Below are 25,266 nucleotides of genomic sequence, written 5' to 3'. Positions count from 1 at the left end.
CGGTCAGCAACATCTACCTTAGGTTAGTTCGATGTCCATGCGACGCAGTAGACCCTGCTGCAACGTGTATACATGCTTCACTACTCCATCGAATAGCAATTTATCCTGCAAGTCCCTGACTACCTGATGAACGGTAACTTCCAGGGTTCCGTTTTGTCTGGGTGTGCATTCAATTGGCTCAACCCTAGAATTTATTTCCGACCATTGACGTGTCCAATAATCCCGAATAGCCGCATGGCCACTCACATAGCCTCCTTCAAACGCCTTAGGCCACTGAACCTCAGGATGCATGGTTGTAAGCGCCGCGTCAATATCCCGGGCATTAAAGGCAGCGTACGCTTTAGTGATTAATTCTTGGTTTTGCATCGCTATGTTTTTGATTTTACGATACCAGTTTACAGGTATTCTTCTTAGCGACAAGACAGTCTGCGTATGATCCGAATTTTAGTTTAGGAGTCACTGACGTATATAACTGTATTCGACACGGGGGATCTGTGCTAATTAACATCCTTAACACATAAAAGCGCTCTAAAATAGCTTACCATACTATTTTAGAGCGCTTTTTGACTAGTACCTGAACGTGCAAATCAACTAAACAACTCCCCTGTACTCGTATTGCCGCGCAAATGCTGAGGCATTTGCCTACCTAAATGCAAGTAGGCAGCTTCGGTGGCCTCGCGGCCGCGGGAAGTGCGCTTGATGTAGCCTTCCTGAATCAAGAACGGCTCGTACACTTCCTCTATTGTTTCGCCTTCTTCACCGCAAGCCGTAGCAATGGTGCTGATGCCCACCGGACCACCTTTAAACTTGTCGATGATGGTGCTCAGGATGCGCTTGTCCATATCGTCGAGGCCGCGGGCGTCTACGTCGAGGGCGTTGAGAGCAAATTGGGCAATATCGACGGTGATGGTGCCTGTTCCCTTAATCTGAGCGAAGTCGCGGGTGCGGCGCAGCAGGTTGTTGGCAATACGCGGCGTACCGCGTGAGCGACGCGCAATTTCAAAAGCTGCATCCTCGTAAATCGGCGTGCCCAGAATTTCGGCGGAGCGCTGCACAATGCTGGTCAGCAGCTTGGCGTCGTAGTACTCTAGGCGCGAATTGATACCAAAACGCGCCCGCAACGGCGACGTAAGCAGGCCCGAGCGTGTAGTAGCACCAATGAGCGTGAAGGGCGACAGCGAAATCTGCACCGAGCGCGCATTCGGACCCGAATCGAGCATAATGTCGATGCGGTAGTCCTCCATAGCCGAGTACAGGTATTCTTCTACCACCGGGTTGAGGCGGTGAATCTCGTCGATGAAGAGTACGTCGTGCGGGTCGAGGTTGGTGAGCAAGCCGGCCAGGTCGCTGGGCTTGTCGAGCACCGGGCCGCTGGTCATTTTAATGCCCGCGCCCAACTCGTTGGCAATGATGTGCGACAGCGTGGTTTTGCCCAGGCCGGGAGGTCCGTGCAACAGCACATGGTCGAGGGCATCGCCGCGGCGTTTGGCGGCGGCCACAAAGATTTTCAGGTTCTCGACTACCTTGTCCTGTCCGGCAAAGTCGTCGAAGCTAAGCGGGCGCAGGGCCTTATCAATGTCTTTGTCCGTGGCGTCGTAGTGCTCGTCGCCGCCAGTGAGGAAGGGTTCACGCATATGCAAAGGTAAGCGGATTGTGGTTGGCTATAGAACAGCACCATTTCGCAATTTGTCCCATTACATTAGCATTTTTTCAATCGACACAGATATTACTAATACCAATAGTATAAATGAAACAAAAAACCGCGCTGGCGTTTCGAATATGAAGCGCCAACGCGGTTTTCTGCTGGGTGGAATCTAGGGCAACAGCTGTACCCGTATTACTTATTGGTAGGAAACTTCTGGCTCCAGGCTCTTAGCATGATTCACAATATCAGCCATTTGCAGCATATCGGGCACAGCGTTTACTACTTGGTGTTCCTTATTGAGAGCTACGAGCTTGCTGTGCAGACTGAACGGCGAGCGGCCCCGCAGATCGAGCATGGTGGTGATGCCGGCTTGCTCTAAGAGAGCGGTCAGGCCAGGCTCCAGCCCGTCGATACGCGACAAGTCAGCGTAGTTTACCCATTTAAAGATCTTCATTTCCTCGATACCTGTGTTGCGGGCCAGCTCGCGGCGGTCGGCGGGTGTACGGGCCGCACGCAGTAGCGCGTCTGACGTCATAATGCCTTCCTGCTCGAGGGTAGCTGCTTGTTTAGCCGAAATACTTTTGATAGAATTGATTTGATAGTGCATGTGTATGAATTAAGTGAATGATTTATTTAAAATTGATAATACAAAGATACGAAAAATAATATATAAATGCAATTTAAATAGACTGTATTGCCAAATAAAAACTACACAGCACAGCCTTTTTATCACTATAAATGACTGTTACAAAGCATTATAAATTCATATTATTCACTATAATTTATTTTTTACAATTTTATATTATGCTTTAATTAAAGCAGAGCAAATAATAAATATATAACCCATATTTTTATTTATTAAAAAGATATACTGAAGCAACAATTCAGTCTTCTTCGCCACCTTTGCACATGCTTTCCTTCACGCACTCGTCTGACCACTCTCTGCGGCCTTTGCCGCCTACTACCTATGCCCAACTAGCGCCAGCCTTATCTGCGCTGGGCATGGCTACGCAGCACTTTTTCCAAGTGCCCGCGGCGGCACCGGCTCAGGAAGCCATTACCACGCTTACCCGCCTCGATGCCTCCGCCGTAGCCCAACTGGCGGGGCTGGCCTCCACTGCCGAGCTGGAAGAAACAATAGCCACCCGGCCGCTCCGCCTCTACGACTATGTACTACTGGGTAGGGCGGCCTTGGTCAGCCCGCTAGGCGCGGCAGTGCGCGCCTACCTGCGGCAGCACATGCAGCTCTCGGATGAGGAATTGGAAAGCCTTTTCACGTATTGTCTACAGCTTAGCGCTGAGTTGGAAAATGCGCTAGAGCAGTTTCTGGCCGGCCCGAGTGGCGCGGCGGCCCTGGCACCGCTGCGCCGCCGCCAGCAGCAGATACAGGTGGTTTTCGAGCAGCACGAAGCTAGTTTACGCCCAGCGTTGCCACTAGCGGCTACCCTGGGTTTCGATGAGGGGCGTTTGCAATTGTTGCGCTTGGCGCTGCTACTCACGCAGGAATTGCGTCATACCACGGCGGCCTCAGCGCACCCTTTTCTAAAAGCCCTACCCTCACTTACCACGTTATCCGACTCGGCCATAGAAGCCATTACCACGCGGCTGAGCGCAGTGGAAGCCGGCGAGCGGCTCCCGCTAAGCTTACCGGAGCTGGTGTTGCTTTACCAGGTACTGCACGTGTGCGCGCTGGCTTTTGTATCGGATGTGCTGGGCACACTGGGCCTAGAGGATGCCCTACCCCTCGCCGACTATCCTGTGGCGGCTACCCCTGGCACCAGCCGCCAGGCCGTGGCCGCCCTGGCAACGGGTTTTATTGGTTGGGTTGACTGGGAATTTGGCCAAGAGCCCACCGTGCAGCAGGCACGGCAGGAAATAGCGGCGCTGGCTGAGCTATTGGGGTAAAAACATACTGGCGCTCCGTTAAGCTTAACGGGGCGCCAGTATGTTGTATCGGGTTGACTATATACAGGTCATTTATTTTAATAACCTGACTACCGCAATTTCAGAATTAATTAAGCGAGTACGTTTCCTGCAGGAATAAATGCAACCACGGAATGTCTATAAACATAAGAGCCGTGAGTAAAATGCAGAACAAAACAACGTACAGCATAAACCACTTCCGAGTGTAGAGCTTTTCGGAGCCTTGCACCGGCGAATTCTGCAATAGCCCAAGGCGGAGGTACCAGGCAAATAGCAGCGCAAAGAACGGGAAGCTAATTAGCAGCTCTACCCGGTTTTTGATCAGAAAAATACCCAGGAAGAATGCCGATGTGAGGGCATAGAAGAACATCGAAATCAGCAGACTGTGCTCGGTGTAGAACTTAAAGGAGCGACGGTACAGGCCGGCCAGCTCGGAGTTGCCGATGAGGCGGTACTCTGCGAAACGCTTGGTGGCCATCAGGAAAGCGCCGCCCATCCAATAAGCAATCAGAATGCTGGAGGGGGGTAGGCTCTGGAACAGATCGGCCCAATTGATGGTGCCGATGGTGAGAGACGGCGCCACAATAAACCAGCCCAGCGCAAAGCGGATAGGGTTGTTGATGGACTCGGATAGTACATCTAGGAACACCCGCTCCTTAGTGCGGAAGGGGCGCACGTTGTAGATCACGCCCATGAACAGCAGAAAGGCCGCTACCAGCAAAAACTGCATGGAAATCTGGTAGGCCAGTATGAGGCCCACGGTGGCCAGTCCGGCCCACTCCAGGTACACCAGCTTGGCACTTACCACGCGCACCACCGACGTGCGCTTTTTCTTGAGTGGGTGAAACTTGTCGAACTCGGCGTCTAGGTACTCGTTGATGACGTAGTTGGCCGAGGCTATCAGGCAGGTGCTCACAATGCCTAGCACCAGCTTCAGCACGAAAAGCGAGTCAAGACCTGGCCGGTAAATAAGCAGGGCGAACAGTACACCCGGCATCATGAAGACATTCTTAGCCCAGTTATCGGGTCGTGCAATGGCGATGTAGTCGCGTAGGCCCGCTGGCTGCAACGTAGTTGTCTCCTGACTGTCAGTGTCAGAAAGGATAAAAGTGTTTTCCATAAGTCTAGTTGGTGGAGGGGAACAACTGATTTTTCAGAGTGTGATAGAAATCGAATTGGGCAAACGGCTGTTTGTCCACGATGCGGTAGGGCATGTTGGCGCGCTCTGCACACACGCCATCTAATTCCTGCCGGTCGCCAATGAACAAGCATTCTTCCGGTGCTACCTCTAGTTGCTGAGCAATGTAGAGCAGGCCTTCTGGGTTCGGCTTCATGCGGTCAATAAAGGGGTCGGTGGAGCTTACCACGATGTCAGCCTGCAAGCCCATTGCTACCAGCTTGTCGTGCGCGGCGTAATCGGAGTAGATACCGATTTTAATCCCGCGCTGCCGTAGGGTCTCAAAAAAGGTCTGCGTGCCCGGATACACGCACTGCGCCAAATACCGATTGGGGCTGCGAAATATCCACTGCTCTACTGTGCGCTTAATTTTAGGAATGGAATACCCGCCTTTTTCGGCGCACCACGTATACTGGGCATTTTCCAGATCGGGGCCAACAGCACCAGAGCGCTTTTCCCGCTCTGCCCGAAACTTGCTCAGAATTAACAGTTCCTGCGCACGCCAGGGACGTAGTGCATAATAGCCCAACAGCGCATACAGCATCTTGCGGCGCAGACGGGACTGCTCATAGAGTGTCCCGTCTACATCGAATATAACTGCCTTCACTGTGGGTATCGTAGGTAGTAGATTTGTAGGCAATGAACAGGCGGTTTTGTATGAATTGCGGATAATTTACGATTATTGTCATAATACAGTTCAATATAAAAATAGCAACAATTATCTCCGTTTTGCATATTCCGAAGCCCTTATTGCTGAGCTGGACAGACGGCTTGGTAGGTGTGCATTCTGCGCCTATCGACTGCAAGCTGTCATTCTTATACCTTTCAGCGGGTAGTAAATCGACGATCTACACACCCATTTTTTGCATATAACTCATATAAAATATTACTCGTTTCAAGCAGAAATATTTATACCTGTATCCTCTGAGCATCGCTTCATGGCCATAAGCACTACTTTTTCTCCTACAACCAGCACTTATTTTTCCCGGCAGCGGTCTACCCACCGCGTGCTCAGTTGGCAGGTCGTTTTTTGGCTGCTATTGGGCTGTGGCGTGGCTCTTCGGCTGTTTCACTTCTTCGACAACCGCTCGCTGTGGATTGATGAAGTGTACGTGGCCAATAGCCTGATTCGGATGGATTTTGGGCGGCTAGCGCAGCCTGCTCTAGAGTACGAACAGAAAGCCCCCATCCTGTTTCTGTGGCTCTGCCGCTTGTCGGTGCTGCTCTTTGGTAAGCAGGAAATGGCGTTGCGACTGGTTCCGCTGCTCTGTTCGCTGGGTGCTTTGGCGCTGTTTGTACCGGTTAGCCGCCGGGTACTGTCGCCGCTGGGTGCGGCTGTGGCCATGGGCATACTGGCACTGGCACCGCCGCTGGTGTACCATAGCGTCGAAATCAAGCAGTACAGCGCCGAGCTGCTGGCTACCGTTGTAGCCTTATATCTCTACCTGCGTTTTTATACGGCGCAGCAATGGCGACCATTGTTGCTGTGGGCCGTGGGTGGGGCGGCCCTAGTGTGGTTTTCCTACGCCAGCATCTTTATACTGATGGCCATTGCTGGTGCCCTAAGCCTATGGCACTTGTGGCACCGCGACTGGCCGCGCTTCTGGCGACAGTTGGTGCCATTTACCGCTTGGCTACTCAGCTTCGCGCTCAACTATTTGCTCTTCACGGGCCGCTATACTGAGTCGGGCTGGCTGGTGTATTGGTTTGAAACGCTGGACGCCTTTATGCCCGTAGCCGCTACGCGGGCTGCTGTGCGGTGGCCTTTCTACCAGCTCTACATGGCGCTGGACTACCCCCTTGGTCTGCTGCTAGACCTGCGCACCCTTGGCAGCACGCTGCCGCGCCTGGTGCTGCGCCTCGTGCCGCTGGGGTGTTTGGCGGTGGGTGCTTTTGTGCTTTTTCGGCGGCAGCGGCAACTGTTTCTGGTGTTGCTGTTTGCCATTCTGCTCACGGTGGTTGCCTCGGCGCTACGCAAGTATCCAGTGTATGAGCGCCTGATTGTGTTTCTGGCGCCGGTGTTTATTCTGTTTATTGCCAGTGGCTGCGCGGCTATTGGGAATCGTGTGAAAGCGAGTTGGCAGTGGGTGCTACCTCTGCTGCTGCTGCTGCCGCCATTAGCGGCTTCGGCCCGCCAGCTAGCCGACCCAGGATTGTTTGGCGGCTATAAGAAATCGTACTTCCGGGAGGCTTTTCAGTTCATAAATGACCGGTATCAGCCCGGCGATGTGGTGTACCTGAACTGGAACCACGTGCCGCCTTACCGCTATTATAAGCTCGCCTACCCTTTGAAATATAACGCCGTACTGGGCCACGACTACCGGCCGGCTTCGCGCAGCATTCCTACCTACATCGATAAAACAGCTGATGAGTTTGCCGCTGCCACCCAGGGCCACCGGGGCTGGCTGGTGTACGATGAGCTGTACAAGGGTACTATTGGCGACTACGATGGCAAACCCGCCTGGTACTACCTAGAAAGCGACACCGTACTGTTTCAGCGGCTCAACCGCCGTATCATGACGACCACTCACCGGCCGCGGCAGGCCTCCTACCAGATGCGTACTACGCACGCAAACCTGTTTGGCCTACCCCGTCGCCGCTCTACTCCTCATGTACAGCAAAACTGAAGTCACGCAGCTCCGGCAGGCTTTCTGGACCACCTTTGGGCAATACATGGCCCCGGTTCCATCGGCCGAAGGGCTGCCTACCAACTGGATCAACTACAAAACCGGCCTGAAGCACGTCTACTTTCGCATGCACGCCGACGGCCGCCGGGCCAGCATTGGCATTGAGCTTACCCACCCAGATGCCGGCATCCGAGAGCTTTTTTACGAGCAGTTCAAGGAAGTGCGCCGGTGGCTGGAAGAAGCAGCCGGTGAAGCCTGGACTTGGGAGCCCGCAACGCACGACGCCAACGGCCAGCCCACAGCGCGCATCTACCAGGAGCTGGCGCCCGTCAACCTGTTCAACCGCGACGACTGGCCCCGACTGATTTCCTTCTTCAAGCCCCGCTTGGTGGCGCTGGACGAGTTCTGGAGCACTGCGCAATATGCCTTCGACGACTTGCGGTGAGGCGCTATACCTCCTAAATGGGTAGGACTACTTCCATTTCCAGGTACAGCCACTCGTCTTCCCAGGCTTTGTGGGTGAGGCGGCCAGCCAATGCGAAATCGGCGTCGAGGAGGCGGGCTACGGTTTCGTTGCGGCCTTCGGGGAGGTAGCCGAGCCACATCGGCTCGGGGCCAGCCGTGTACACGCGCACGGCCCAATCGTCGTAGGAACTATCGGCTTCGCGCTCCAGCGTGAGGGCCTGGCCTAGCTGTAGCTGCGGCTCGTAGGCCTTCAGGCCCTCGCGGTGGGAGGTGCCGGCAATCAGGCATTCAAGCAAAACCAGGGGCGAAGCAGAGGGAGCGGGTGCAGCGGCCATAGAGGTCAGATCAAATAAATGGATGGGCTAATATAGCCGGATGCTGGGAAGTACAGCCGTGCCTTTCTCCCCAAACCCAAGGAAAACCCTATTTAAACGCCTGAATCCCCGTAATATCCGCCCCCGTTATCAGCAGGTGAATATCGTGCGTGCCCTCGTAGGTAATTACTGATTCCAGGTTCATCATGTGGCGCATGATGGGGTACTCGCCCGTGATGCCCATGCCGCCGTGGATCTGGCGGGCCTCGCGGGCTACCTCCAGCGCCATGTGCACGCTGTTGCGCTTAGCCATGCTGATTTGGGCTGATGTGGCCTTGCCTTCGTTTTTGAGCACACCCAGGCGCCATGCCATGAGCTGCGCCTTGGTAATCTCAGTGAGCATTTCGGCCAGCTTGCGCTGCTGCAACTGGAAACCACCGATGGGCTTGCCAAACTGCTCCCGCTCCAGGGAGTACTTCAAAGCCGACTCGTAGCAATCAATGGCCGCACCGATGGCACCCCAAGCAATACCGAAACGGGCCGAGTCGAGACAGGACAGGGGGCCTTTGAGGCCTTCCACGTTCGGCAGCACGTTTTCCTTGGGGATACGCACGTTATCAAACACCAGCTCGCCGGTGCAGGAGGCGCGCAGGCTCCATTTGTTGTGGATTTCGGGGGTAGTGAAGCCTTCCATGCCGCGCTCTACGATGACGCCTTTGATGCGGCCTTCCTCGTTTTTGGCCCACACCACGGCCACCTGGCAATCAGGCGAGTTGGAAATCCAGAGCTTGGCGCCATTCAGTAGGTAGTAGTCGCCTTTGTCTTCCAACTTCGTGACCATGCCGCCGGGGTTAGAGCCGTGGTCGGGCTCCGTCAGGCCGAAGCAGCCCAGCCATTCGCCCGAGGCCAGCTTGGGTAGGAACTTCTGCTTTTGCTCCTCCGAGCCATACTGGTAGATCGGGAACATCACCAACGAGCCCTGCACCGACGCCGTAGAACGCATACCCGAGTCGCCGCGCTCTATTTCCTGCATAATCAGGCCGTAGCTGATGTAGTCGAGGCCACCGCCGCCGTACTCCGTGGGGATGGTAGGGCCGAAGGCACCTACCCCGCCAAACTTGCGTACGATTTCGGAGGGGAAATGCGCCTCCTGCGCCCAACGCTCGATATTGGGCGAAATCTCCCGCTTCACAAAGTCCCGAATGGTCTGGCGGATGAGCTTGTGCTCCTCCGTGAGCAGGCCGTCGAGGTCGAAGTAGTCGGTGAAGCCAGCGGCATTGGTGGAGCCGTGGGCGCGGTCGGCTTTCTTTTGGGGCGAGAGGATATCGGCTTGGGAAGACATAGACTAGCGGGGTGGGGTTTGGTTGTCAAATATAAGCAATTGCGAAGGGGCAAATTGTTCCCGTAAACCAAGCAGGAAGCAAGTGCCGGCCGAGCTTTTCCCACCTTTTACCCGCCTACCCCCGTACACCTTCTATCCCCTCCTACGCTATACCCGATGAGCCACGAGAAAAAACTAAACGAATTGGAAGCCACTGCTATCTGTGGCAACGACATATCCTCTTCCTGCCTATACGTGTCGGCACTGGCTATTGCGTATGCGGGACAGTATGCGTGGGTAGCTCTGCTGATTGTAGGAGGCGTGCTGTTTTTATTCCGTCGCATTTATGGCGAGGTCGTGGGCGCCCTACCCCTCAATGGGGGCGCCTACAACGTGCTCTTGAACACTACTAGCAAGCGCAACGCTGCCGTGGCCGCCTGTCTCACTATCTTGTCTTACATGGCTACGGCCGTTATTTCGGCCTCCGAGGCCATGCACTACCTGCACACGCTTTGGCACGGCCTACCTATCATCACGGCCACGGTGCTGCTGTTGGGTTTCTTTCTACTACTCACTATCCTAGGCATTTCTGAGTCGGCGGTGGTGGCTGTGGGCATTTTCGTGCTGCATTTGTTCTCACTCACCTTGCTGGTGGGCGTCACAGGGTGGTATTTGTTTACGCATGGGCTGAGCACTTTAGTTGAAAACTGGCACATGCCGTTGCAGGGGAGCCTCTCATCGGCGCTTTTCCTGGGTTTCAGCGCGGCTATGCTGGGCATTTCGGGTTTTGAAAGCTCGGCCAACTTTGTGGAGGAGCAAGCTGAGGGCGTATTTCAGAAAACGCTACGCAATATGTGGGTCGTGGTTACGGTGTTCAACCCCCTGCTGGCCTTGCTGGCCGTGGCTGCGCTACCGCTAGGCGAGGTGGGTGAGCACACCGAAACCTTGCTTTCCTACCTTGGCACCACTACTGGCGGCCCTTGGCTGGCTACCCTTATTTCGGTGGATGCCGTGGCGGTGCTCAGCGGTGCCGTGCTCACCAGCTTTGTGGGCGTGAGCGGGCTGATGAAGCGCATGGCCCTGGACCGCATCCTACCCCAGTTCTTTCTGAAAGAAAATAAGCGCCAAAGCAACTACATCATCCTCATTACCTTCTTTCTGCTGTGTATATCGGTTTTGCTGATTACGAACGGCGAGTTGGGGCCGCTGGCGGGCGTATACACCATTTCGTTCCTGTCGGTAATGGCCTTTTTCGCGTTGGGTAACTTCCTGCTCAAGCGCAAGCGGCCCAACCTACCCCGACCGGTGTACGCAGGTGTCGTTACGGTGGCGCTGGCGCTGGTGGGCGTTGTCACGGCGCTGTACGGCAACATCCGCATCCGGCCCGATTACTTAGTGGTTTTCCTGCAATACTTCGTGCCATCCATGCTAGTGGTGGCGGCCATGCTGAATCGCACGGCCATTCTAAACCTTATTCTAGCCGGCGCCGAGTCGTTTGCCAAACACTCGCCTCGCGTTTCGCGCCTTACGCAGGTTACCATTAAGCGGCAGCTACACGAGCTAAACCGCCAGGAATTCGTATTCTTCACCAAGGGTGACAACGTATCGAACCTCAACAAAGTCATGTCCTATGTGGTCGAAAACGAGTTTACTAACCGTCTTAAAATTGTGACGCTGCTACGTGAGGGCGAAACGTTTTCCCAGGATTTGCTCCGAGATATTAAAGTATTAGACCGTGCCTACGAGGAAATCGTGATTGACTTTGTACCGCTCAAAGGCCAGTTCGGACCCGCCCTCATCGACCAGCTCTCGCAGGAGTGGAACATCCCCAAAAACTTCATGTTCATCGGCTCCCCCGGCGACCGGTTCCCCTACCAGATTTCTGAGTTGGGCGGCGTGCGCTTGATTATCTGAATCACGGATTCGCTCGGATTTATCAGATGACACAGATTTCCTGTACGATTCCTCCAACTTATCACCGTACAGGAGACAACAAAAAAGCCTCGCAAACTGCGAGGCTTTTCTGTTGATAATGGGCGCTTTTCGGAAAGGAAAACCGTCCACGAAATTCGTGTCATCCGATAAATCCGAGCGAATCCGTGGTCTAGAAATTGACGCCTACCGACGCTAGGAAATTGCGCATAGCCTGCGGGAAGTACCAGTTGAACGTATCGAGGCCGCCGCTGGCGCCGAGGTAGCTGTAGGTGTAGCCGTTGGCTACGTAGCGACGATTCAGCACGTTATTCACCAGCAAGCCCAGCTCAATTTCCTTCACAAACTTTGGCCGGATGGTGTAGCGCACCCGGAAGTCGAGCACTTGGTAAGGCTTGATGCGCCGGTCCTCGCTGGTGGTGTTGTCGAGGTACTGGCGGCTCACGGTTTTGTAGAGCAGCGCCAAGCGCAGACCCGGCAGCGGCTGCCCCGCCAGCGTATGCGCCGATACCACCGAAGGCGAGTAGGAAATGGTGCTCGTGCGCGGCGCTTCCGTCACGGGATTGTAATCAGCGTCGTAACTGATGCCCTGATAATTCAGAATGCGGTTTTGGCTGACCGTGAGCGTACTGCTCAGGCTTAGCTTATCATTGATAGAGGCAAACTCCGTTAGCTCTACCCCGCGCCGGTAGCTACGAGCTACATTAGTCCGCAGAGGCGTGCCCACATCGTTGAGCTGGCCGGTGGCTACCAACTGGTTGCGGTAGCTCATATAAAACCCGTTAATCTCAACGCGCACGGTGGCTGGAAAGCCTAACAATCGACCATTGGCGCGAGTGAAGCGGTAGCCGCCCTCCCAGTCGTTGAGGCGCTCGGCTTTAGCGCCTACGTCGCCGGCGGGGCGGTCGGTGAAGTCGGAGCGCACGGGCTCGCGCTGGCCCACGGCAAAGCTGGCGTAGAGCTGCTGCCCTTCAGCCAGGGCGAAGGTAGCGCCGGCTTTGGGGTTGAAGAACGTGTAGCGGGCGCGGGTGCGCACGTCGTTCTGCTCATCCTCCACGCCATCAATAGTATACGTAATGTGGCGTACCTGCATGTCGCCGTACACGCCCAGCTTGGGTAGCACTTGCCACGTGGCGCGGGCGTAGGCGTTGTAGTCGGTTTTGCGGGCATCGTTGAAGTAGTATCGCTGGCGAATGGTGCTATTGGAAGCGTACTGCGCCCAGATCACTTCGCCGTAGTGGTCGTTATCAAACTGATTCCAGGCGCCGCCTATGGTGGCTTGCAGCTTGCCGTCGCGGGGCTGGTAGTTGAGCGCAAAGGTGCCGCCGTAGAAGTAGTTATCCAGCCATTTGCGGTCTACCAGGTTGGTGCGCGTGATAGTATCGCCGCCGATAATCACGTTTTGCAAGCCGTAGTCGGTGAATCGGCGGCGGGCACGGTAGCTCTCGTAGTAGCCAAAGCCGCGCGTGAGGTGCAGGGCCGCGCCCACGTTCCAGTCGGGACCCAACTGCTGGGAAAGGTGCAGCTGGTAGTGGTTTTGCTGGTAGTTGTCGGTTTGGTTGTCGTAGGTGTAGTAGCTGTAGCGCCTACCCTCGCGGCGCACGCGCTCGGCATCAGCTTCGCTCAGCTCGCCGTTGTCGATGTAGTTCTGAAGCAGAGTCTGGTTGCCAGTAATGGCCGGTTCGGGCACACCGTTCCAGGCCTGATAGGTTTTCTCACGGCCCGAGAAGGTGATGAACTTCAGCATGGTATTCTTGCCCTGGTAGCCCGCCGCAAAGTAGTACGACTTCAAATCCGACGATGCCCGGTTCATGTAGCCATCCGTGGCAATGCGCGACAGGCGGCCATCCACCGTGAAGTGGTTATTAATCAACCCTGTGCCGAACTGCACGTTGTTTTTCCAGGTGTTGAAGGAGCCGTAGGTGTTCTGCGTTTCGGCATAGGCCTCACGGCGCACATCCAGGGTAGAGATGTTGATGCTGGCTCCGAAGGCCGCGCCGCCGTTCTGACTGGTGCCTACCCCCCGCTGCACCTGCACGGAGTTGATGGACGACGCCAGATCCGGCAGATTCACCAGAAACGACCCGTGCGACTCCGCATCGTTCAGCGGTACCCCGTTGATGGTCATGTTGATACCCGTGTTGCTGGTGCCCCGAATACGGATATCGGTGTAGCCCACGCCCGCCCCGGCATCGGAATTAACGACTACCGAGGGCGTTTGGTCGAGCAGGTAGGGCAGGTCCTGGCCGAAGTTGCGCTTGGCCAAGTCTTCCTTGCCCAGGTTGGTATAGGCAGTAGCCGTGCGCTCGTTGGCGCGCTGGGCCGTTACGAGGGCCTCACCGGTGAGCACACCGCCGGTCTGCAACGGCACTGTGAGGCGCTGCGCGGTGGCTTGTCCCTGCACGGTGCGCGTGATGGGGTCGTAGCCCACAAACGTGATGCGGAGCGTGTGCGCGCCAGCTGGCACAGCGGGTAGGGAGAAGCCGCCGGCCGCATCGGTTACCACACCGGTAGCGCCGTCGAGCAGTACGGTAGCGCCGGGTAGCGGCGTGCCTGTGCGGGCATCGGTGATGATGCCGGACACGGGACCTTGCGCCCAGGCCGCTACGGGCAGCGTCAACAGCGCGGTGCCCAAAACCAGTACATTTTTCAAGAATGCAAAAGCAGAAAAGTGGAACGGGCCCGGTGCCAGGGGTCGGCACCACTCGGGTTTTCACGTTCGCGGATCGTCTGTTCCCTTCGCCGGCATTACCCAGATCAGGTTCAATGGGTATGATCTCAGCCACTGGCCGCCACATGGCGGGTTGGCACCCCTAAACTATGGGGCAAAAGTAGGCGCTGCACCGGCCAGTTACAAGCAGAAGCACGCGGCTATTTTTCTTTCGCGCCAGAACTTCGTATCTTGGGTAGACGCGGGCGGAGGGGTTGAAAAAGTGACTTTTTCCGAAAACAACTCGGCCCCGACTGCCGTTAGTTAACTGACTGACAGTAGTCTTTCGTCGTCCTTTCCCTCGTCGATTCACCCACCTGCTTCCGCCATGATCAGTCTGATCTATACCCTTCTGGTCTTTGCCGTACTGGCGTATTTCCTGGTGATGCCCAAGCGGCGTTTCCTACGTCCCCCCTACCCCGATAACGACGACGAAGGCGGCGAGCCCCTCGACGACGGCCTACCCGACCTAGATTTGCCGCCCGGCATCACCCGCCCCATCAACGACTGGGAGCCCGATTACAACCGGGGCGTACCCACGCGCCCGGCCGCACCGCTGGTGTAGCCGCTGGCTTTCTCTCAATTCGTGGCTGAAAGAGAGAGCCTACCCTTAAAAGGGGTTCTTTGCGTGTAAGCCCCTCGGGGCGGACGCTACGGCAAGCGGCGCTGCATTCGCACGTACGGAATCGGACCTTTATAGAATACCTCCCCTTCCGGCTCCATCCCAAAACGCCGGTAAAAATCAGCGGCCGATTGGCGCGAATCGCACCAAATGGCGTGTGCGCCCAGGCGGATGGCCTCGCCTAGCACGTGCGTGAGCAGCGCCGTGCCAATACCCTGCCCCTGAAAATCGGGATGGGTAGCAAACTTGCGAAACCGCGCCTCGCCTTGCGCATCCACAAACAACGAAATCACCGCTACCAGGTTCTCTCCTTCAAACACCCCAAAATGGTGTCCATCAGCATCTTCCGGCAGTTGCACGTATGCCAACGGTTTGTCGGGCCACAGTACCTGGTGGCGCAGGGCGTGGGTTTGCTCAGGGGTGATGGGTTGGATATGCATGCGCGAGCTACTAGGTAGTTGAATGTTTTTTCTCTGTCATCCTGAGTGAAGCGAAGGACCTTATCACAGGTGAACGAGTCGTTAGTACGCTTGTCGTTCTAGAGTAATAAGGTCCTTCGCTTCACTCAGGATGACAGAGAAATGAATTTACTGCACAGCAATAGAATACGCGGCATTGAACTCCTGGCCGGGCGCCAGCGTCAGAATACCTTCCTTATCAGCTAGCTCCACGGGGGCACCTACTGTGCTGGCAATGCCTTGCCAGGGCTCTACGCACACAAACTCGGCGCCGGGACCTTTGGTCCAGAGGCCGAGGTAGGGAAAGCCGTCGAAGCGCAGACGCACGGCGCGGTCGGAGCGGGAATTGCGCAGCGTAATGGTAGAAAAGTCGAAATGCTTGAGCACTAGCGCATCGTCTTTGAACAAGTCGTAGGTCAGCGGCAGCTCGGTTTGCTGGTTTAGCACTGGCTCCGTTTCGCCGGAGAGTAGGCCGCCTTGCAGCAAGTACCGCTCGAACGTAACGGGGTGGTCGAAATGGAAAGCGTAATCCTCAAACGTTTCGCCAGGCAGCAACGGGCACCGGAACGCCGGGTGTGCCCCGATGCTGAACAGCAGCTCCTGATTGGTGGCGGGGTTCAGCACTTGCCAGCGCACGTCCAGGGTTAGCTCGTGCAGGTGGTAGGAAATCCGCAGCACGAAATCGAATGGATATACCTGCCGGCTCTGCTCGTCGGCGTGTAGCTCAAATGTCAGTTCGGTTTCCGTTTGCTGTACCAAGGCAAATTCCCGGTCACGGGCAAATCCGTGTTGAGGCAATTTGTATTCTTTGCCTTGATGCAGGTAGGTGTCCTGCGGCAGCTTGCCAACGATAGGGAACAGCACCGGCGCGTGGCGGCTCCACACGGCTGGGTCGGCCTGCCACATATATTCCAGCTCGGGCGGATTCTGGTCCGAGTTGGTGCGGACGAAGCTAGCCAGCTCGGCTCCTTTGGTATTGATCGTGACGCGGCAGTGGTCGTTGATGAGCGTGTGTTGCATGGGTTGGGGTAGGGATATGAGCTATGGGGCTTTCGAAAAAACGTTTGTATTGTATCCACATACGCAGACCGGCGCTTAGCAACTATTCCGCAGCAACGCATCCACTGCCGCCACGGCCTGCACCAACCGCTCAGTCGGCGGCCCGCCTACTTCCACAAATTGGCTGGGTAGGCCCTGCAATTCCCGCCGATACCACTCGTAGAAATACTGACGCTGCGCGGGGTCCGGGTGTTCGCGCAGGGGGTCGGGCTCCCAGGGCAGGTCCACGTCGAGCAGCAGGGTCAAGTCGTGGGGATGTTGGTGCAGGTGGTCGGTAATCCAGGTAGGACACTGCCCGAAAGCGTGCTCGGCCCAGATTTTTATCACCACCAAATCGGTATCAAAAAATACCACCGGTTTGCCGGCCGCCGCCGCTTCGGCCGTGGCTTGAACTTCGGCGGCAAGTTGGCCGCGTGCAATGGCCTCTAGGTCGGGCAGGGTGTAGGTAGGGCCGCGTTGATCGAGGTAGGTGCGGGCATATTCGGGCGCGTGGGCGGTGCCGTAGTGCGCGGCCAGCAGGCGGCTCAGCGTGCTTTTGCCCGTCGATTCGGGGCCAGTGAGGGAAACGCGTAGCATTTAGATGGCTGAATTGGAGGTGCCAGTAGCTTGCGCTACCTGAGCAGCTCGTTTCCACTCCACGTAGCCGTACACGGCCAGTACGAGGTACAAAGCATAGAGGCCGCTGGTAGGGTAGAGCTGTTTGTGCCACAGAATAGGCACGTACAAGGCATCGACGCCAATCCACAGCAACCAGTTTTCCAGGCGCTTACGCATCATCAGATACTGCGCGGCCAGGCTTATGGCCGTGGTCAGGCTGTCGAGGTAGGGAATGGTATCGTCGGTGTAGTGTTGCAGGTAGTAGCCGAAGCCACCCGTGAAAGCGGCCGCGCCCAGCGCGAGCAGCAGCCACTCCTGAGGGCGCGTGCGCGACACCGTTAGCTCGGTGCGGCGGGCGCCGCCGTAGAGCCATTCGTACCAACCGTATAGGCTCAACAGGATGAATACGACTTGCAGGTTGCGGTCGGCGTAGAGCTTGCTGTCGTGGTAAACCAGAATGTAGAGCGTACAGCTCACAATGGCTACCGGGAAGTTCCACAGCGACTCGCGGGCGGCCAGCCACACGCACAAAAACCCCGTGACAACGGCTACCCATTCCAGCGGCGTGTTGCCCACGGCGGCCGTCCAGAATTCGTACAGAGAATGCAGCAAAACAACGCGCGTTTGAGTGAGCACCCAACCGGGTGCGGCCAAAGCTACCCAAACCTACCGAGCCGCGCCGTATTTTTGCAGCCTACCTTTCCTCGCTACCTATGCTGCCTGACCTCACGCCCACCGACCTGCACGCCCGCCAGCAACGCGGCGAAACTTTCCAGCTTATCGACGTGCGCGAGCCCATGGAATACGACTATTGCCGCATCGAGGGCAGCCACCTGATTCCGCTAGGCGAGTTGCCGCGCCGCACCGAGGAAATAGCCACCGACCGGCCTGTAGTGCTCATTTGCCACCACGGTGTGCGCTCTATGCAAGCCCTGGCGTTTTTGCAGCATCGCCACGGCCTCAACAATTTGCTCAATCTGAAAGGCGGTATCGACGCCTGGAGCCGCGAGGTAGACCCTGAGGTAGCGGTGTATTAGCAGTGTTGATTGCTAAAAATTGAATTGAAATACGTCTGTCATCCTGAGCCTGCGAAGGACCTTCTCACGGCAGAACGAATCATTGGTAGTTGATATTAAATGACGAGAACGACTTCGTGTGGTAGTGTTCCAGCTGTGAGAAGGTTCTTCGCAGGCTCAGAATGAAAAACGTATTACAGTAACTACTCCACTAGCCACCCGTGCATCTCCCCAACCTCCCCATCCGCGCTGCCCTACCCGAGTTGCTTGCTACCCTCGGCCACAACGCCTGCGCGGTGTTACAGGCCCCGCCTGGCGCGGGCAAAACCACGCTGGTGCCGTTGGCCCTGCTCGAAGCCGACTGGATGCCGTCCGGCGGGCGCATTATTGTACTGGAGCCGCGCCGGCTGGCGGCGCGGGCGGCGGCCACGCGCATGGCGCAGTTGCTGGGTGAACCAGTCGGCCAAACCGTGGGCTACCGCATGCGCCTGGAAAGCAAAGTCTCCGCGAAAACGCGGATTGAGGTAGTAACGGAAGTGATTCTGACGCGCCAACTTCAGGACGACCCCGCGCTGGAAGGCGTGGCAGCCGTGCTGTTTGATGAGTTTCACGAGCGAAGCTTGCAGGCCGACCTTGGCTTGGCCTTGGCACTAGACGCACAGGCCGTACTCCGCCCCGATTTGCGGTTGCTAGTGATGTCGGCTACGCTGGAGGCCGAGCGATTGGGTGCTTGGCTGAGCGCGCCGGTGGTGCGTAGCGCTGGTCTTAGCTACCCCGTCGAGACGCACTACCTCACGCCGGCGCGGGCGGGCGGCGCCAGCCGCCGACCCCACGAGCGGTTGCAGGATTTGATGCCCGCCGTTATCCGCGAAGCCCTGGCCACCCACGCCACCGGCGACGTGCTGGCCTTTCTGCCCGGCCTAGCCGATCAGCGCCGCGTGGCCGAGCGCCTGGCCCCTACCCTCGCTCCCACCACCGACCTGCACGTGCTACACGGCGAACTACCTTTGGAACAGCAGGATGCCGCCCTGCGGCCAGCGTCAGCCGGCCGGCGCAAAGTGGTATTGGCCACCAGCATCGCCGAAACCAGCTTAACCATTGAGGGCGTGACGATTGTGGTAGACGGTGGCTATGCCCGCGTGCCGCAGTTTGAGCCGCGCACCGGCCTTTCTACCCTCACTACCCAGCCGGTAAGCCAAGCCGCCGCCGACCAGCGCCGGGGCCGCGCCGGCCGCCTTGGTCCCGGCACCTGCTACCGCCTCTGGACCGCCACCGACCATCACCAACTACCCGCCTACCTTGCACCCGAAATCCTGACGGCCGACCTGAGCGCCCTGGCCCTGGAACTGGCACTTTGGGGGGCCTACGATGCTCAAGCCCTGCGCTGGCTCGATGCGCCGCCCACCGCCGCGCTGGCTTTGGCCCGCGAACTATTGGTGCGGCTTCATGCCCTCCAACCCGACGGCCGCCCTACCCCTCATGGCCGGGCACTGGCAGGGCTTGGGCTAGCACCGCGCCTGGCGCACTTAGTGGTGCGAGGCAAAGAGGTAGGGCAAGGCACCACAGCCTGCGCCCTCGCCGCCCTTCTCACCGAGCGCGACTTACTCCGCCCCGCCGACGGCTCCTTTGGCCCGCCCGATGTGCGCCTGCGCCTGGAAGCGCTGGAAACCGGCCGGGCGCCCCTACCCGGCCTGCACCCCGACCAGGCCACGCTGCGCCGGGTGCGCGAAGCTGCTACAGTCCTACGCCGCCGGGCCGGGGTAGAAGCCGCTCCGCTGGTGCCTGACGCGGCCGGCCTACTCACGGCCCTCGCCTACCCCGACCGCCTCGCCCAGCGCGAAACGCCCGAACGCGTGCGCTTGGTATCGGGCCAGCGGGCCACGTTGCCGGCGGAGTTTTTCAGCGCCAGCGACACGTTTTTTGCCGTAGCTACGCTGGATGGCGTGGCCGCGCAGCCACGAGCCGGACTGGCCGCGCCCATCAGTCGCGCAGAGCTCGAACAGCACTTCGCCTACCTTATCGAAGCACAGGAGCAGGTGCGTTGGGACGATATCGCTGGCCGCGTGGTGGCCCGCCGTACGCAACGGTTGGGTGCACTGGTTCTAGCTGAATCTGTCCTACCTCAGCCTACTCCCGAAACGGTAGCCGCCGTGATACTCGACCATCTGCGGGCCGATGGCATCAGTCGGTTGCCGTGGACGGAGGCGGCTACGCAGGTGCGAGAGCGGCTGGCGTTTCTCCACCACCTGCGGCCCCAGCAGTGGCCCGAGGTATCGGATGCGGCGCTACTGGAAGCGCTGCCCGAGTGGCTGGGGCCGTTCCTGGATGACGTGCGCTCTGCAACCGACATTAGCAAGCTGGACTTGGGGGAAGCGCTACTAAACTGGCTGCCCGACGGCTGGGCACAGCGCCAAGGGCTGGACCGCCTCGCCCCTACCCACCTGGAAGTCCCCACCGGCTCGCGCATCCGCCTCGACTACCACGACCCCACCGCACCCGTGCTGGCCGTGCGCTTGCAGGAGGTCTTTGGCCTGCTCGACACGCCCATGGTAGGCGGCGGCGCGGTGCCGCTCACCCTGCACCTGCTCTCGCCCGGCTACCGCCCCGCCCAGGTGACCCGCGACCTACGCAGTTTCTGGACCAGCAGCTACTTTGAGGTGCGCAAGGAACTACGCGGCCGCTACCCCAAGCACTACTGGCCCGAAAACCCATTGGAAGCACAGGCCATTCGCGGCACCAAGAAGCAGAATGGGTTGTAGGCAGGCAGCATCCTTTTGCGGTTTTGCTACCCTGACGCAGAGTCTTTATATGATCTTTCTAGAAGCATTGGAGATAATGCTATTTACGCAAGTTGTGGAGTAGCTGCGTAGCGGCTCCAGTTTTGTAGCACGCCACGAATAAGGGATGCGCGGCGCGCTGGAATCGATATTTTTCTACAAACCTATAGCCGCTACGCGGCTATTCTACAACTTATGTCAATTAATATTAATAAAGTAAGATATTTTGGCATTACAGTTGAATAAGCGGGCCTTATTCAATCTATCCACTTTCCACTGTTGCCTTGTATGCTTAAATCTTACGTGCCTGCCCTTTTACTAACGGTAAGCGGGGCCTTGCTGAGTCGCCCGAGCGTGGCCCAGTACACCCCTACCAAATGGGTATTTTACTTCGAAGCCGGCCCCAAAATCAGTGACTTTCGCGCTATGTCGTACGGGGGCACGTATAGCCCGCGGTCAGCCTCGCTCGTGTTCCCGGAGGATCAGCGTAAAACAACGATACGCAACACGTTTTCGGGCTTTATGCAGGTGAAGGCCTTCAAGCCACTGTCGGAGCGTGTGGTGCTGGCGGCCACGCTGGGGCTGGACATGCAGCACCTGAACTACAAAACCGGCTACACCCAAACGGTGGTCAACGACATCATTACGGCCTATGAAAATCAGCATATCAGCCGCCTGCTCGCTCGCGCCCGCGCCGACTGGGGCATCTACTACCGGTTCAACTTGGGCACCTCGGCCCACCTGATGCCCGGCGTGGCGGTAGGGCAAATGGTCAACCTCAGCCACAACGGCTACAGCTATACCTTCATTCAACCCGGCCTCTATTTCACCAACGACCGGCTGCTGCTGTCCGCCACGGTTTCCGACACGCCCTACAACGTGCTGATTCCGGGTGCCTCGCGCTTCGAAGGTGAGCTTAATGGTCCTTATACATACGATGCGGAGTACCGCATCCGGGAGTTTCAGCTAAGCGTTGGTGCAAAGTTCTAGCTACAATTTTTCGTTGCTGAAAAACCGAAAAGCCCCGCAGCTACACGCTACGGGGCTTTTTTCGACGTACTAGCAACCTTATTTATCCTCCGGGAAATCAGCTGAGTTTCCTAGCTCTTCCACTTGCGCCAGCTCTTTTACCAGCTCCGTGAACTTGTCACGGGCGCCTTTCACGGCGGCTTTGCCAATGGGCAGGTGCAGGGGTGGGTTTTCCTCACGCACCAGATCGTACATGATTTGCGCGGCGCGGTCGGGGTCGCCGGGCTGCTTACCACTGTAGCTCTGAATGCCTTTCAGATTTTCGCCTACCGTAGAGCGGTAGTCCTCAATGTTGGTATCCACGTAGGTAGCTGAGCCACCGGCCCACTCCGTACGAAAGCCGCTGGGCTCAATATTGGTAACTTTGATACCGAGCGGTTTCACTTGCTGGGCCAGGCTTTCGCCAATAGCTTCGAGCGCAAATTTTGACGCGTTGTAGATACCTACCCCCGGGAAGGTTTTCAAACCGCCTACACTGGTAATGTTGAGCACGTGACCGCTTTTCTGCTCGCGCAGGTGGGGCAGCACGGCGCGCAGCACACGTAGCGGACCAAACACGTTCACGTCAAATTGGCGCTGTACTTCTTTGTCATCAATTTCTTCGATGCTGCCCAGTGAGCCGTAGCCTGCGTTGTTCACTACGACATCTATGTGGCCCAGTGCGTCGATAGACTGCTGGATGGCCTGCTGCACCTGCGCCTCGTCCGACACGTCGCACAGTACGCCCAGGCCTTGCTCGCCGGCTTTCTTCGTGAATTCGTCTACTTGTTCCTGTTTGCGGAAGGTAGCGGCTACTTTATCACCTTTTTCGAGAAGCAAATCGGCTAGCGACGCACCAAAGCCGGTGCTAACGCCGGTTATAAACCAGTTTTTTGTAGTTGCCATGAGGGGTGGAGTTATAAGTAAAAAGTCAGCTAGACGCTATTGTATCGCGCCCGACTGACTTTTCAACTCCAAAGCCCAGCAGAAGGTTGGGCCGGGGCCCGTTAAAAAAACTAACTACCGCGCTTTCTCCGCGGCCGTCTGCAACGTCACTTCCCCGTTCTTCAGGCCTTTGCCGGTAGCCTGCACGCGCACGGCGCCGGGCTTACCGGTAGTCTGCACAATGGCCACCAGCTGCCCATGAAACGCGTGCATCTGCGGCGCCTGGAACGACTCCAGCGAGGTAGGGTCGCCGTTGCCGATGGCCCGGAAGCTGCCCGCGCCGCTTACTTTGAAACGCAGCTGTTCGGTGGCGTCGGGGCAGAGGTTGCCCTGGGCATCTTCTACACGGGCGGTGATGTAGGCCTGGTCCTGGCCGTCGGCGGTGAGCTGGGTACGGTCGGCCACTAGGCGGATGTGGTGGGGTTTGCCAGCGGTGCGTACGGTTTCTTCGGCTACGGCTTTACCCTGGGCATCGTAGGCTACTACCTTGATGCTGCCGGGCTGGTACTGCACGTCGTTCCACATCAGGCGGTTGCGGGTGCGCAGGTCGGCGGTATTGGATTTGGTTTGGTGGCCCATACTCTTGCCGTTCACGAATAGCTCAGCCGAGGGCGAGTTGGTGTAGCAGTACACGGGCGTGGTCTGGCCCTCGCGGCCGGGCCAGGTCCAGTGCGGCAGCACATGCAGGGTAGTCTGCTGAGGGTTCCAACGGGCGCGGTAGAGGTAGTACCGGTCTTTGGGCATGCCCGCCAGGTCCAGAATGCCGAAGTAGGAGCTGTGCGAAGGCCACGACTCGTCGTAGGGCGTGGGCTCGCCCAGGTAGTCGAAGCCCGTCCACACAAACTCACCGGCCACATAGGGTAGCGTGTCCTGCGCAGCAAACTCAATGTCCGGAATTTGCGACCACACGCAATACTCCACGTCGTAGGACGACGACTGGTTGTCGGGGTATTTCTTCTGTTTCGCCAGCTCCACCGGAAACTTGTACTCGCCCCGCGAGCTAACGGTAGAAGCCGTTTCGGAGCCCAGCAGGTAGCCCTGCGGCAGCTTGCTGTTGGCCTCGGGGTAGCGGTGGGGCTTGTAGTTGAAGCCCGGTACATCGAGCACCGAGGCGAAGTTGTTTTTGATGGCATCGTCGATGCGGTCCATACCGGCCGTCACGGGGCGGGTAGGGTCCTCGCGGTGCACAATGTCTTGCAGGCGCTTAGCAAGCTTGTTGCCACCGGGTGCGCTCTGGTCGGGCACCTCGTTGCCGATGCTCCACATAATTACCGAAGGGTTGCTGCGGTATTGGTGCACCATATTCACAAGGTCCTTCTCGGCCCACTCGTCGAAATACTGGCTGTAGCCGTTCTTCACCTTGGGCGTTTTCCACTCATCGAAGGACTCTACCATCAGCATGAAGCCCATTTCGTCGCATAGCTGCACCAGCTCCGGCGCGGGCATGTTGTGGGTGGTCCGGATGGCATCGCAGCCCAAATCTTTCAGCAGTACCAACTGCCGGCGCAGGGCGGCCGTGTTTACGGCTGTGCCCAGTGGGCCCAGGTCATGGTGGTTGCACACGCCCTTAAACTTGCGCGGCTGCCCGTTCAGGGAAAAGCCTTTGCCAGCCTCAAACTTAAATGACCGAATGCCAAACGGCGTCTTGTACTCGTCCTTCAGCACATCACCCGCATACAGCTTGGAGGTAGCCGTGTAGAGGGTAGGCGTTTCCGGCGACCAGAGCTTAGGCGCTTTTACCACCAAGTTTTGTTCGAACTCCTGCTGGTCAGTGGCCGCGAGGGTAGACGAGGTAGTAGCCACCACCTGCCCGGTGGCGTCGCGCACTTCGGTTTCCAGGCGCAGCGGCTGGAAGGTGTTGCCGGGCGTTTCCACCTTGGTTTTCAGCTTGACTTTAGCAAACTCCGTGTTGATTTCGGGCGTGGTGAGGTAGGTGCCCCACACCGGAATGTGCACGTCGTTGCTCACGATAAGGTGCACGTTGCGGTACAGCCCCGCCCCTGGGTACCAGCGCGACGACTCCGGCTGATTTTCCAGGCGCACGGCCAGCGTGTTGTTGCCGCCGGTTTGCAGGTAGTCGGTGATGTCGAAATAGAACGAATTGTAGCCATAAGGCCAGCGGCCAACCTCCTTGCCGTTTATGAATACCTGGGCATTGCTCATGGCCCCATCAAACAGTAGCACCGCCCGCTTGCCGGCCCCAAAGCCCGGCACCTCCAGTTGGCGACGGTACCACCCTACCCCCACAAAGGGTAGGCCGCCCGTGCGGCCGGTTTTCACCGTGGCCTGCTCCTCCTTGTTCTGCTCAATCTTCACCTGCTGCTTGTCGTTGTCGGCGCCAAACGGGCCGTAGATGGCCCAGTCGTGCGGCACGCGCACGGTTTGCCACTTCGCATCGCGGAAAGACGGAGTAGCGGCCTCGGGAAAGTCACCCTTTGTGAATTTCCAATTGTCGGTGAGTAGGTAGTCTTGGTGGTTTTGGGCAAAGCCAGGGACGGACGCAGAAGCAAACAGCAACAGAAAACCCGCTGCGAAAGCGGGGTAATGGAAACGAGGCATATGGACTAGGTCGGTTTAGACAAACGTTTGCGTAGCGCAATGTAGGGGAAATCGGGCGGTCCGTTTGCACCAATGCCTCTTGCTAGAATGGATTTGCAGCGCATCTTTCAT

The 25,266-nt window shown here is 57.5% G+C and carries 22 protein-coding genes and 1 riboswitch; of the genes, 8 read left to right on the top strand and 14 right to left on the bottom strand.

The window, feature by feature from the left end; genetic code table 11:
- Window positions 1-18: 18 nt before the first annotated feature.
- From J4D97_RS18875 to J4D97_RS18865, 3 genes are all read right to left on the bottom strand, one after another.
- On the bottom strand, window positions 19-366 hold the full coding sequence (locus J4D97_RS18875; RefSeq protein ID WP_208308929.1) for a nuclear transport factor 2 family protein: 348 nt from the start codon (window positions 364-366) through the stop codon (window positions 19-21).
- 221 nt (window positions 367-587) lie between these two features.
- Complete coding sequence (gene ruvB, locus J4D97_RS18870) at window positions 588-1,634, bottom strand: Holliday junction branch migration DNA helicase RuvB (RefSeq protein WP_208308928.1); 1,047 nt, start codon at window positions 1,632-1,634, stop codon at window positions 588-590.
- 207 nt (window positions 1,635-1,841) lie between these two features.
- Window positions 1,842-2,252, bottom strand: coding sequence for a DUF4332 domain-containing protein (locus tag J4D97_RS18865; RefSeq protein WP_185281255.1), 411 nt, complete (start codon window positions 2,250-2,252; stop codon window positions 1,842-1,844).
- Between the two features lie 302 nt (window positions 2,253-2,554).
- On the opposite strand from J4D97_RS18865, the gene J4D97_RS18860 reads away from it, so the two are divergent.
- Window positions 2,555-3,550: a hypothetical protein gene (locus J4D97_RS18860; RefSeq protein WP_208308927.1), complete on the top strand. Its 996-nt coding sequence runs from the start codon at window positions 2,555-2,557 to the stop codon at window positions 3,548-3,550.
- Window positions 3,551-3,656: 106 nt separating this feature from the next.
- On the opposite strand, the gene J4D97_RS18855 is transcribed toward J4D97_RS18860, so the two are convergent.
- Both J4D97_RS18855 and J4D97_RS18850 read right to left on the bottom strand, forming a co-directional pair.
- The gene (locus tag J4D97_RS18855; RefSeq protein WP_208308926.1) at window positions 3,657-4,688 is read right to left on the bottom strand and encodes a UbiA prenyltransferase family protein; all 1,032 of its coding nucleotides are present in this window, start codon (window positions 4,686-4,688) and stop codon (window positions 3,657-3,659) included.
- A 4-nt stretch (window positions 4,689-4,692) separates the two neighbouring features.
- The gene (locus J4D97_RS18850; protein WP_208308925.1) at window positions 4,693-5,352 is read right to left on the bottom strand and encodes an HAD family hydrolase; all 660 of its coding nucleotides are present in this window, start codon (window positions 5,350-5,352) and stop codon (window positions 4,693-4,695) included.
- A gap of 331 nt (window positions 5,353-5,683) precedes the next feature.
- On the opposite strand from J4D97_RS18850, the gene J4D97_RS18845 reads away from it, so the two are divergent.
- Both J4D97_RS18845 and J4D97_RS18840 read left to right on the top strand, forming a co-directional pair.
- A complete protein-coding gene (locus tag J4D97_RS18845; RefSeq protein WP_208308924.1) occupies window positions 5,684-7,372 on the top strand; it encodes a glycosyltransferase family 39 protein in 1,689 nt (562 codons plus the stop codon).
- Entirely contained in the window at window positions 7,356-7,817 is a 462-nt protein-coding gene (locus J4D97_RS18840) for a DUF4268 domain-containing protein (RefSeq protein WP_208308923.1), read from the top strand. Before J4D97_RS18845 ends, J4D97_RS18840 begins: the two co-directional genes overlap by 17 nt.
- A 13-nt stretch (window positions 7,818-7,830) precedes the next feature.
- Here the strand turns inward: J4D97_RS18840 and J4D97_RS18835 are convergent, their stop codons facing one another.
- Both J4D97_RS18835 and J4D97_RS18830 read right to left on the bottom strand, forming a co-directional pair.
- Window positions 7,831-8,172, bottom strand: a complete 342-nt coding sequence (locus tag J4D97_RS18835; protein WP_208308922.1) for an HIRAN domain-containing protein — start codon at window positions 8,170-8,172, stop codon at window positions 7,831-7,833.
- 88 nt (window positions 8,173-8,260) lie between these two features.
- On the bottom strand, window positions 8,261-9,493 hold the full coding sequence (locus J4D97_RS18830; RefSeq protein ID WP_208308921.1) for an acyl-CoA dehydrogenase family protein: 1,233 nt from the start codon (window positions 9,491-9,493) through the stop codon (window positions 8,261-8,263).
- Window positions 9,494-9,649: 156 nt separating this feature from the next.
- Here J4D97_RS18830 and J4D97_RS18825 point away from each other — a divergent pair, with 156 nt between their 5' ends.
- Window positions 9,650-11,386 (top strand): APC family permease, encoded by a 1,737-nt coding sequence (locus J4D97_RS18825; RefSeq protein WP_208308920.1) that lies wholly within the window; start codon window positions 9,650-9,652, stop codon window positions 11,384-11,386.
- Between the two features lie 190 nt (window positions 11,387-11,576).
- On the opposite strand, the gene J4D97_RS18820 is transcribed toward J4D97_RS18825, so the two are convergent.
- Complete coding sequence (locus tag J4D97_RS18820; protein WP_208308919.1) at window positions 11,577-14,057, bottom strand: TonB-dependent receptor; 2,481 nt, start codon at window positions 14,055-14,057, stop codon at window positions 11,577-11,579.
- A gap of 62 nt (window positions 14,058-14,119) precedes the next feature.
- Window positions 14,120-14,229: riboswitch (TPP riboswitch) on the bottom strand.
- Between the two features lie 213 nt (window positions 14,230-14,442).
- Here J4D97_RS18820 and J4D97_RS18815 point away from each other — a divergent pair.
- The gene (locus J4D97_RS18815) at window positions 14,443-14,679 is read left to right on the top strand and encodes a hypothetical protein (RefSeq protein WP_185281264.1); all 237 of its coding nucleotides are present in this window, start codon (window positions 14,443-14,445) and stop codon (window positions 14,677-14,679) included.
- 86 nt (window positions 14,680-14,765) lie between these two features.
- Here the strand turns inward: J4D97_RS18815 and J4D97_RS18810 are convergent, their stop codons facing one another.
- The 4 genes from J4D97_RS18810 to pnuC form a co-directional block, all read right to left on the bottom strand.
- Window positions 14,766-15,176, bottom strand: coding sequence for a GNAT family N-acetyltransferase (locus J4D97_RS18810; protein ID WP_208308918.1), 411 nt, complete (start codon window positions 15,174-15,176; stop codon window positions 14,766-14,768).
- Window positions 15,177-15,323: 147 nt separating this feature from the next.
- Window positions 15,324-16,214: an aldose 1-epimerase family protein gene (locus J4D97_RS18805; protein WP_208308917.1), complete on the bottom strand. Its 891-nt coding sequence runs from the start codon at window positions 16,212-16,214 to the stop codon at window positions 15,324-15,326.
- A 75-nt stretch (window positions 16,215-16,289) separates the two neighbouring features.
- Window positions 16,290-16,829 carry an AAA family ATPase gene (locus J4D97_RS18800; RefSeq protein ID WP_208308916.1) on the bottom strand — a complete coding sequence of 180 codons (540 nt, stop codon included), beginning with the start codon at window positions 16,827-16,829 and terminating at the stop codon, window positions 16,290-16,292.
- Window positions 16,830-17,462, bottom strand: a complete 633-nt coding sequence (gene pnuC / locus J4D97_RS18795; RefSeq protein ID WP_185281268.1) for a nicotinamide riboside transporter PnuC — start codon at window positions 17,460-17,462, stop codon at window positions 16,830-16,832.
- Between the two features lie 101 nt (window positions 17,463-17,563).
- Between pnuC and J4D97_RS18790 the strand changes: the two genes are divergently transcribed.
- The 3 genes from J4D97_RS18790 to J4D97_RS18780 all read left to right on the top strand — a co-directional run bounded on the left by J4D97_RS18790 (window position 17,564) and on the right by J4D97_RS18780 (window position 21,633).
- Window positions 17,564-17,887 (top strand): rhodanese-like domain-containing protein, encoded by a 324-nt coding sequence (locus J4D97_RS18790; protein WP_208308915.1) that lies wholly within the window; start codon window positions 17,564-17,566, stop codon window positions 17,885-17,887.
- Window positions 17,888-18,087: 200 nt separating this feature from the next.
- Window positions 18,088-20,625 carry an ATP-dependent helicase HrpB gene (gene hrpB / locus J4D97_RS18785; RefSeq protein ID WP_208308914.1) on the top strand — a complete coding sequence of 846 codons (2,538 nt, stop codon included), beginning with the start codon at window positions 18,088-18,090 and terminating at the stop codon, window positions 20,623-20,625.
- Window positions 20,626-20,931: 306 nt separating this feature from the next.
- Window positions 20,932-21,633, top strand: a complete 702-nt coding sequence (locus tag J4D97_RS18780) for a hypothetical protein (protein ID WP_208308913.1) — start codon at window positions 20,932-20,934, stop codon at window positions 21,631-21,633.
- A 78-nt stretch (window positions 21,634-21,711) separates the two neighbouring features.
- Here the strand turns inward: J4D97_RS18780 and J4D97_RS18775 are convergent, their stop codons facing one another.
- Both J4D97_RS18775 and galB read right to left on the bottom strand, forming a co-directional pair.
- Window positions 21,712-22,557: an oxidoreductase gene (locus J4D97_RS18775; protein ID WP_208308912.1), complete on the bottom strand. Its 846-nt coding sequence runs from the start codon at window positions 22,555-22,557 to the stop codon at window positions 21,712-21,714.
- A gap of 114 nt (window positions 22,558-22,671) precedes the next feature.
- Window positions 22,672-25,155 carry a beta-galactosidase GalB gene (gene galB / locus J4D97_RS18770; RefSeq protein ID WP_208308911.1) on the bottom strand — a complete coding sequence of 828 codons (2,484 nt, stop codon included), beginning with the start codon at window positions 25,153-25,155 and terminating at the stop codon, window positions 22,672-22,674.
- Between the last annotated feature and the right edge of the window lie 111 nt (window positions 25,156-25,266).

Source organism: Hymenobacter defluvii, assembly GCF_017589435.1.
Classification (GTDB): domain Bacteria; phylum Bacteroidota; class Bacteroidia; order Cytophagales; family Hymenobacteraceae; genus Hymenobacter; species Hymenobacter profundi.
This window is presented reverse-complemented; position numbering and strand designations above follow the sequence as displayed.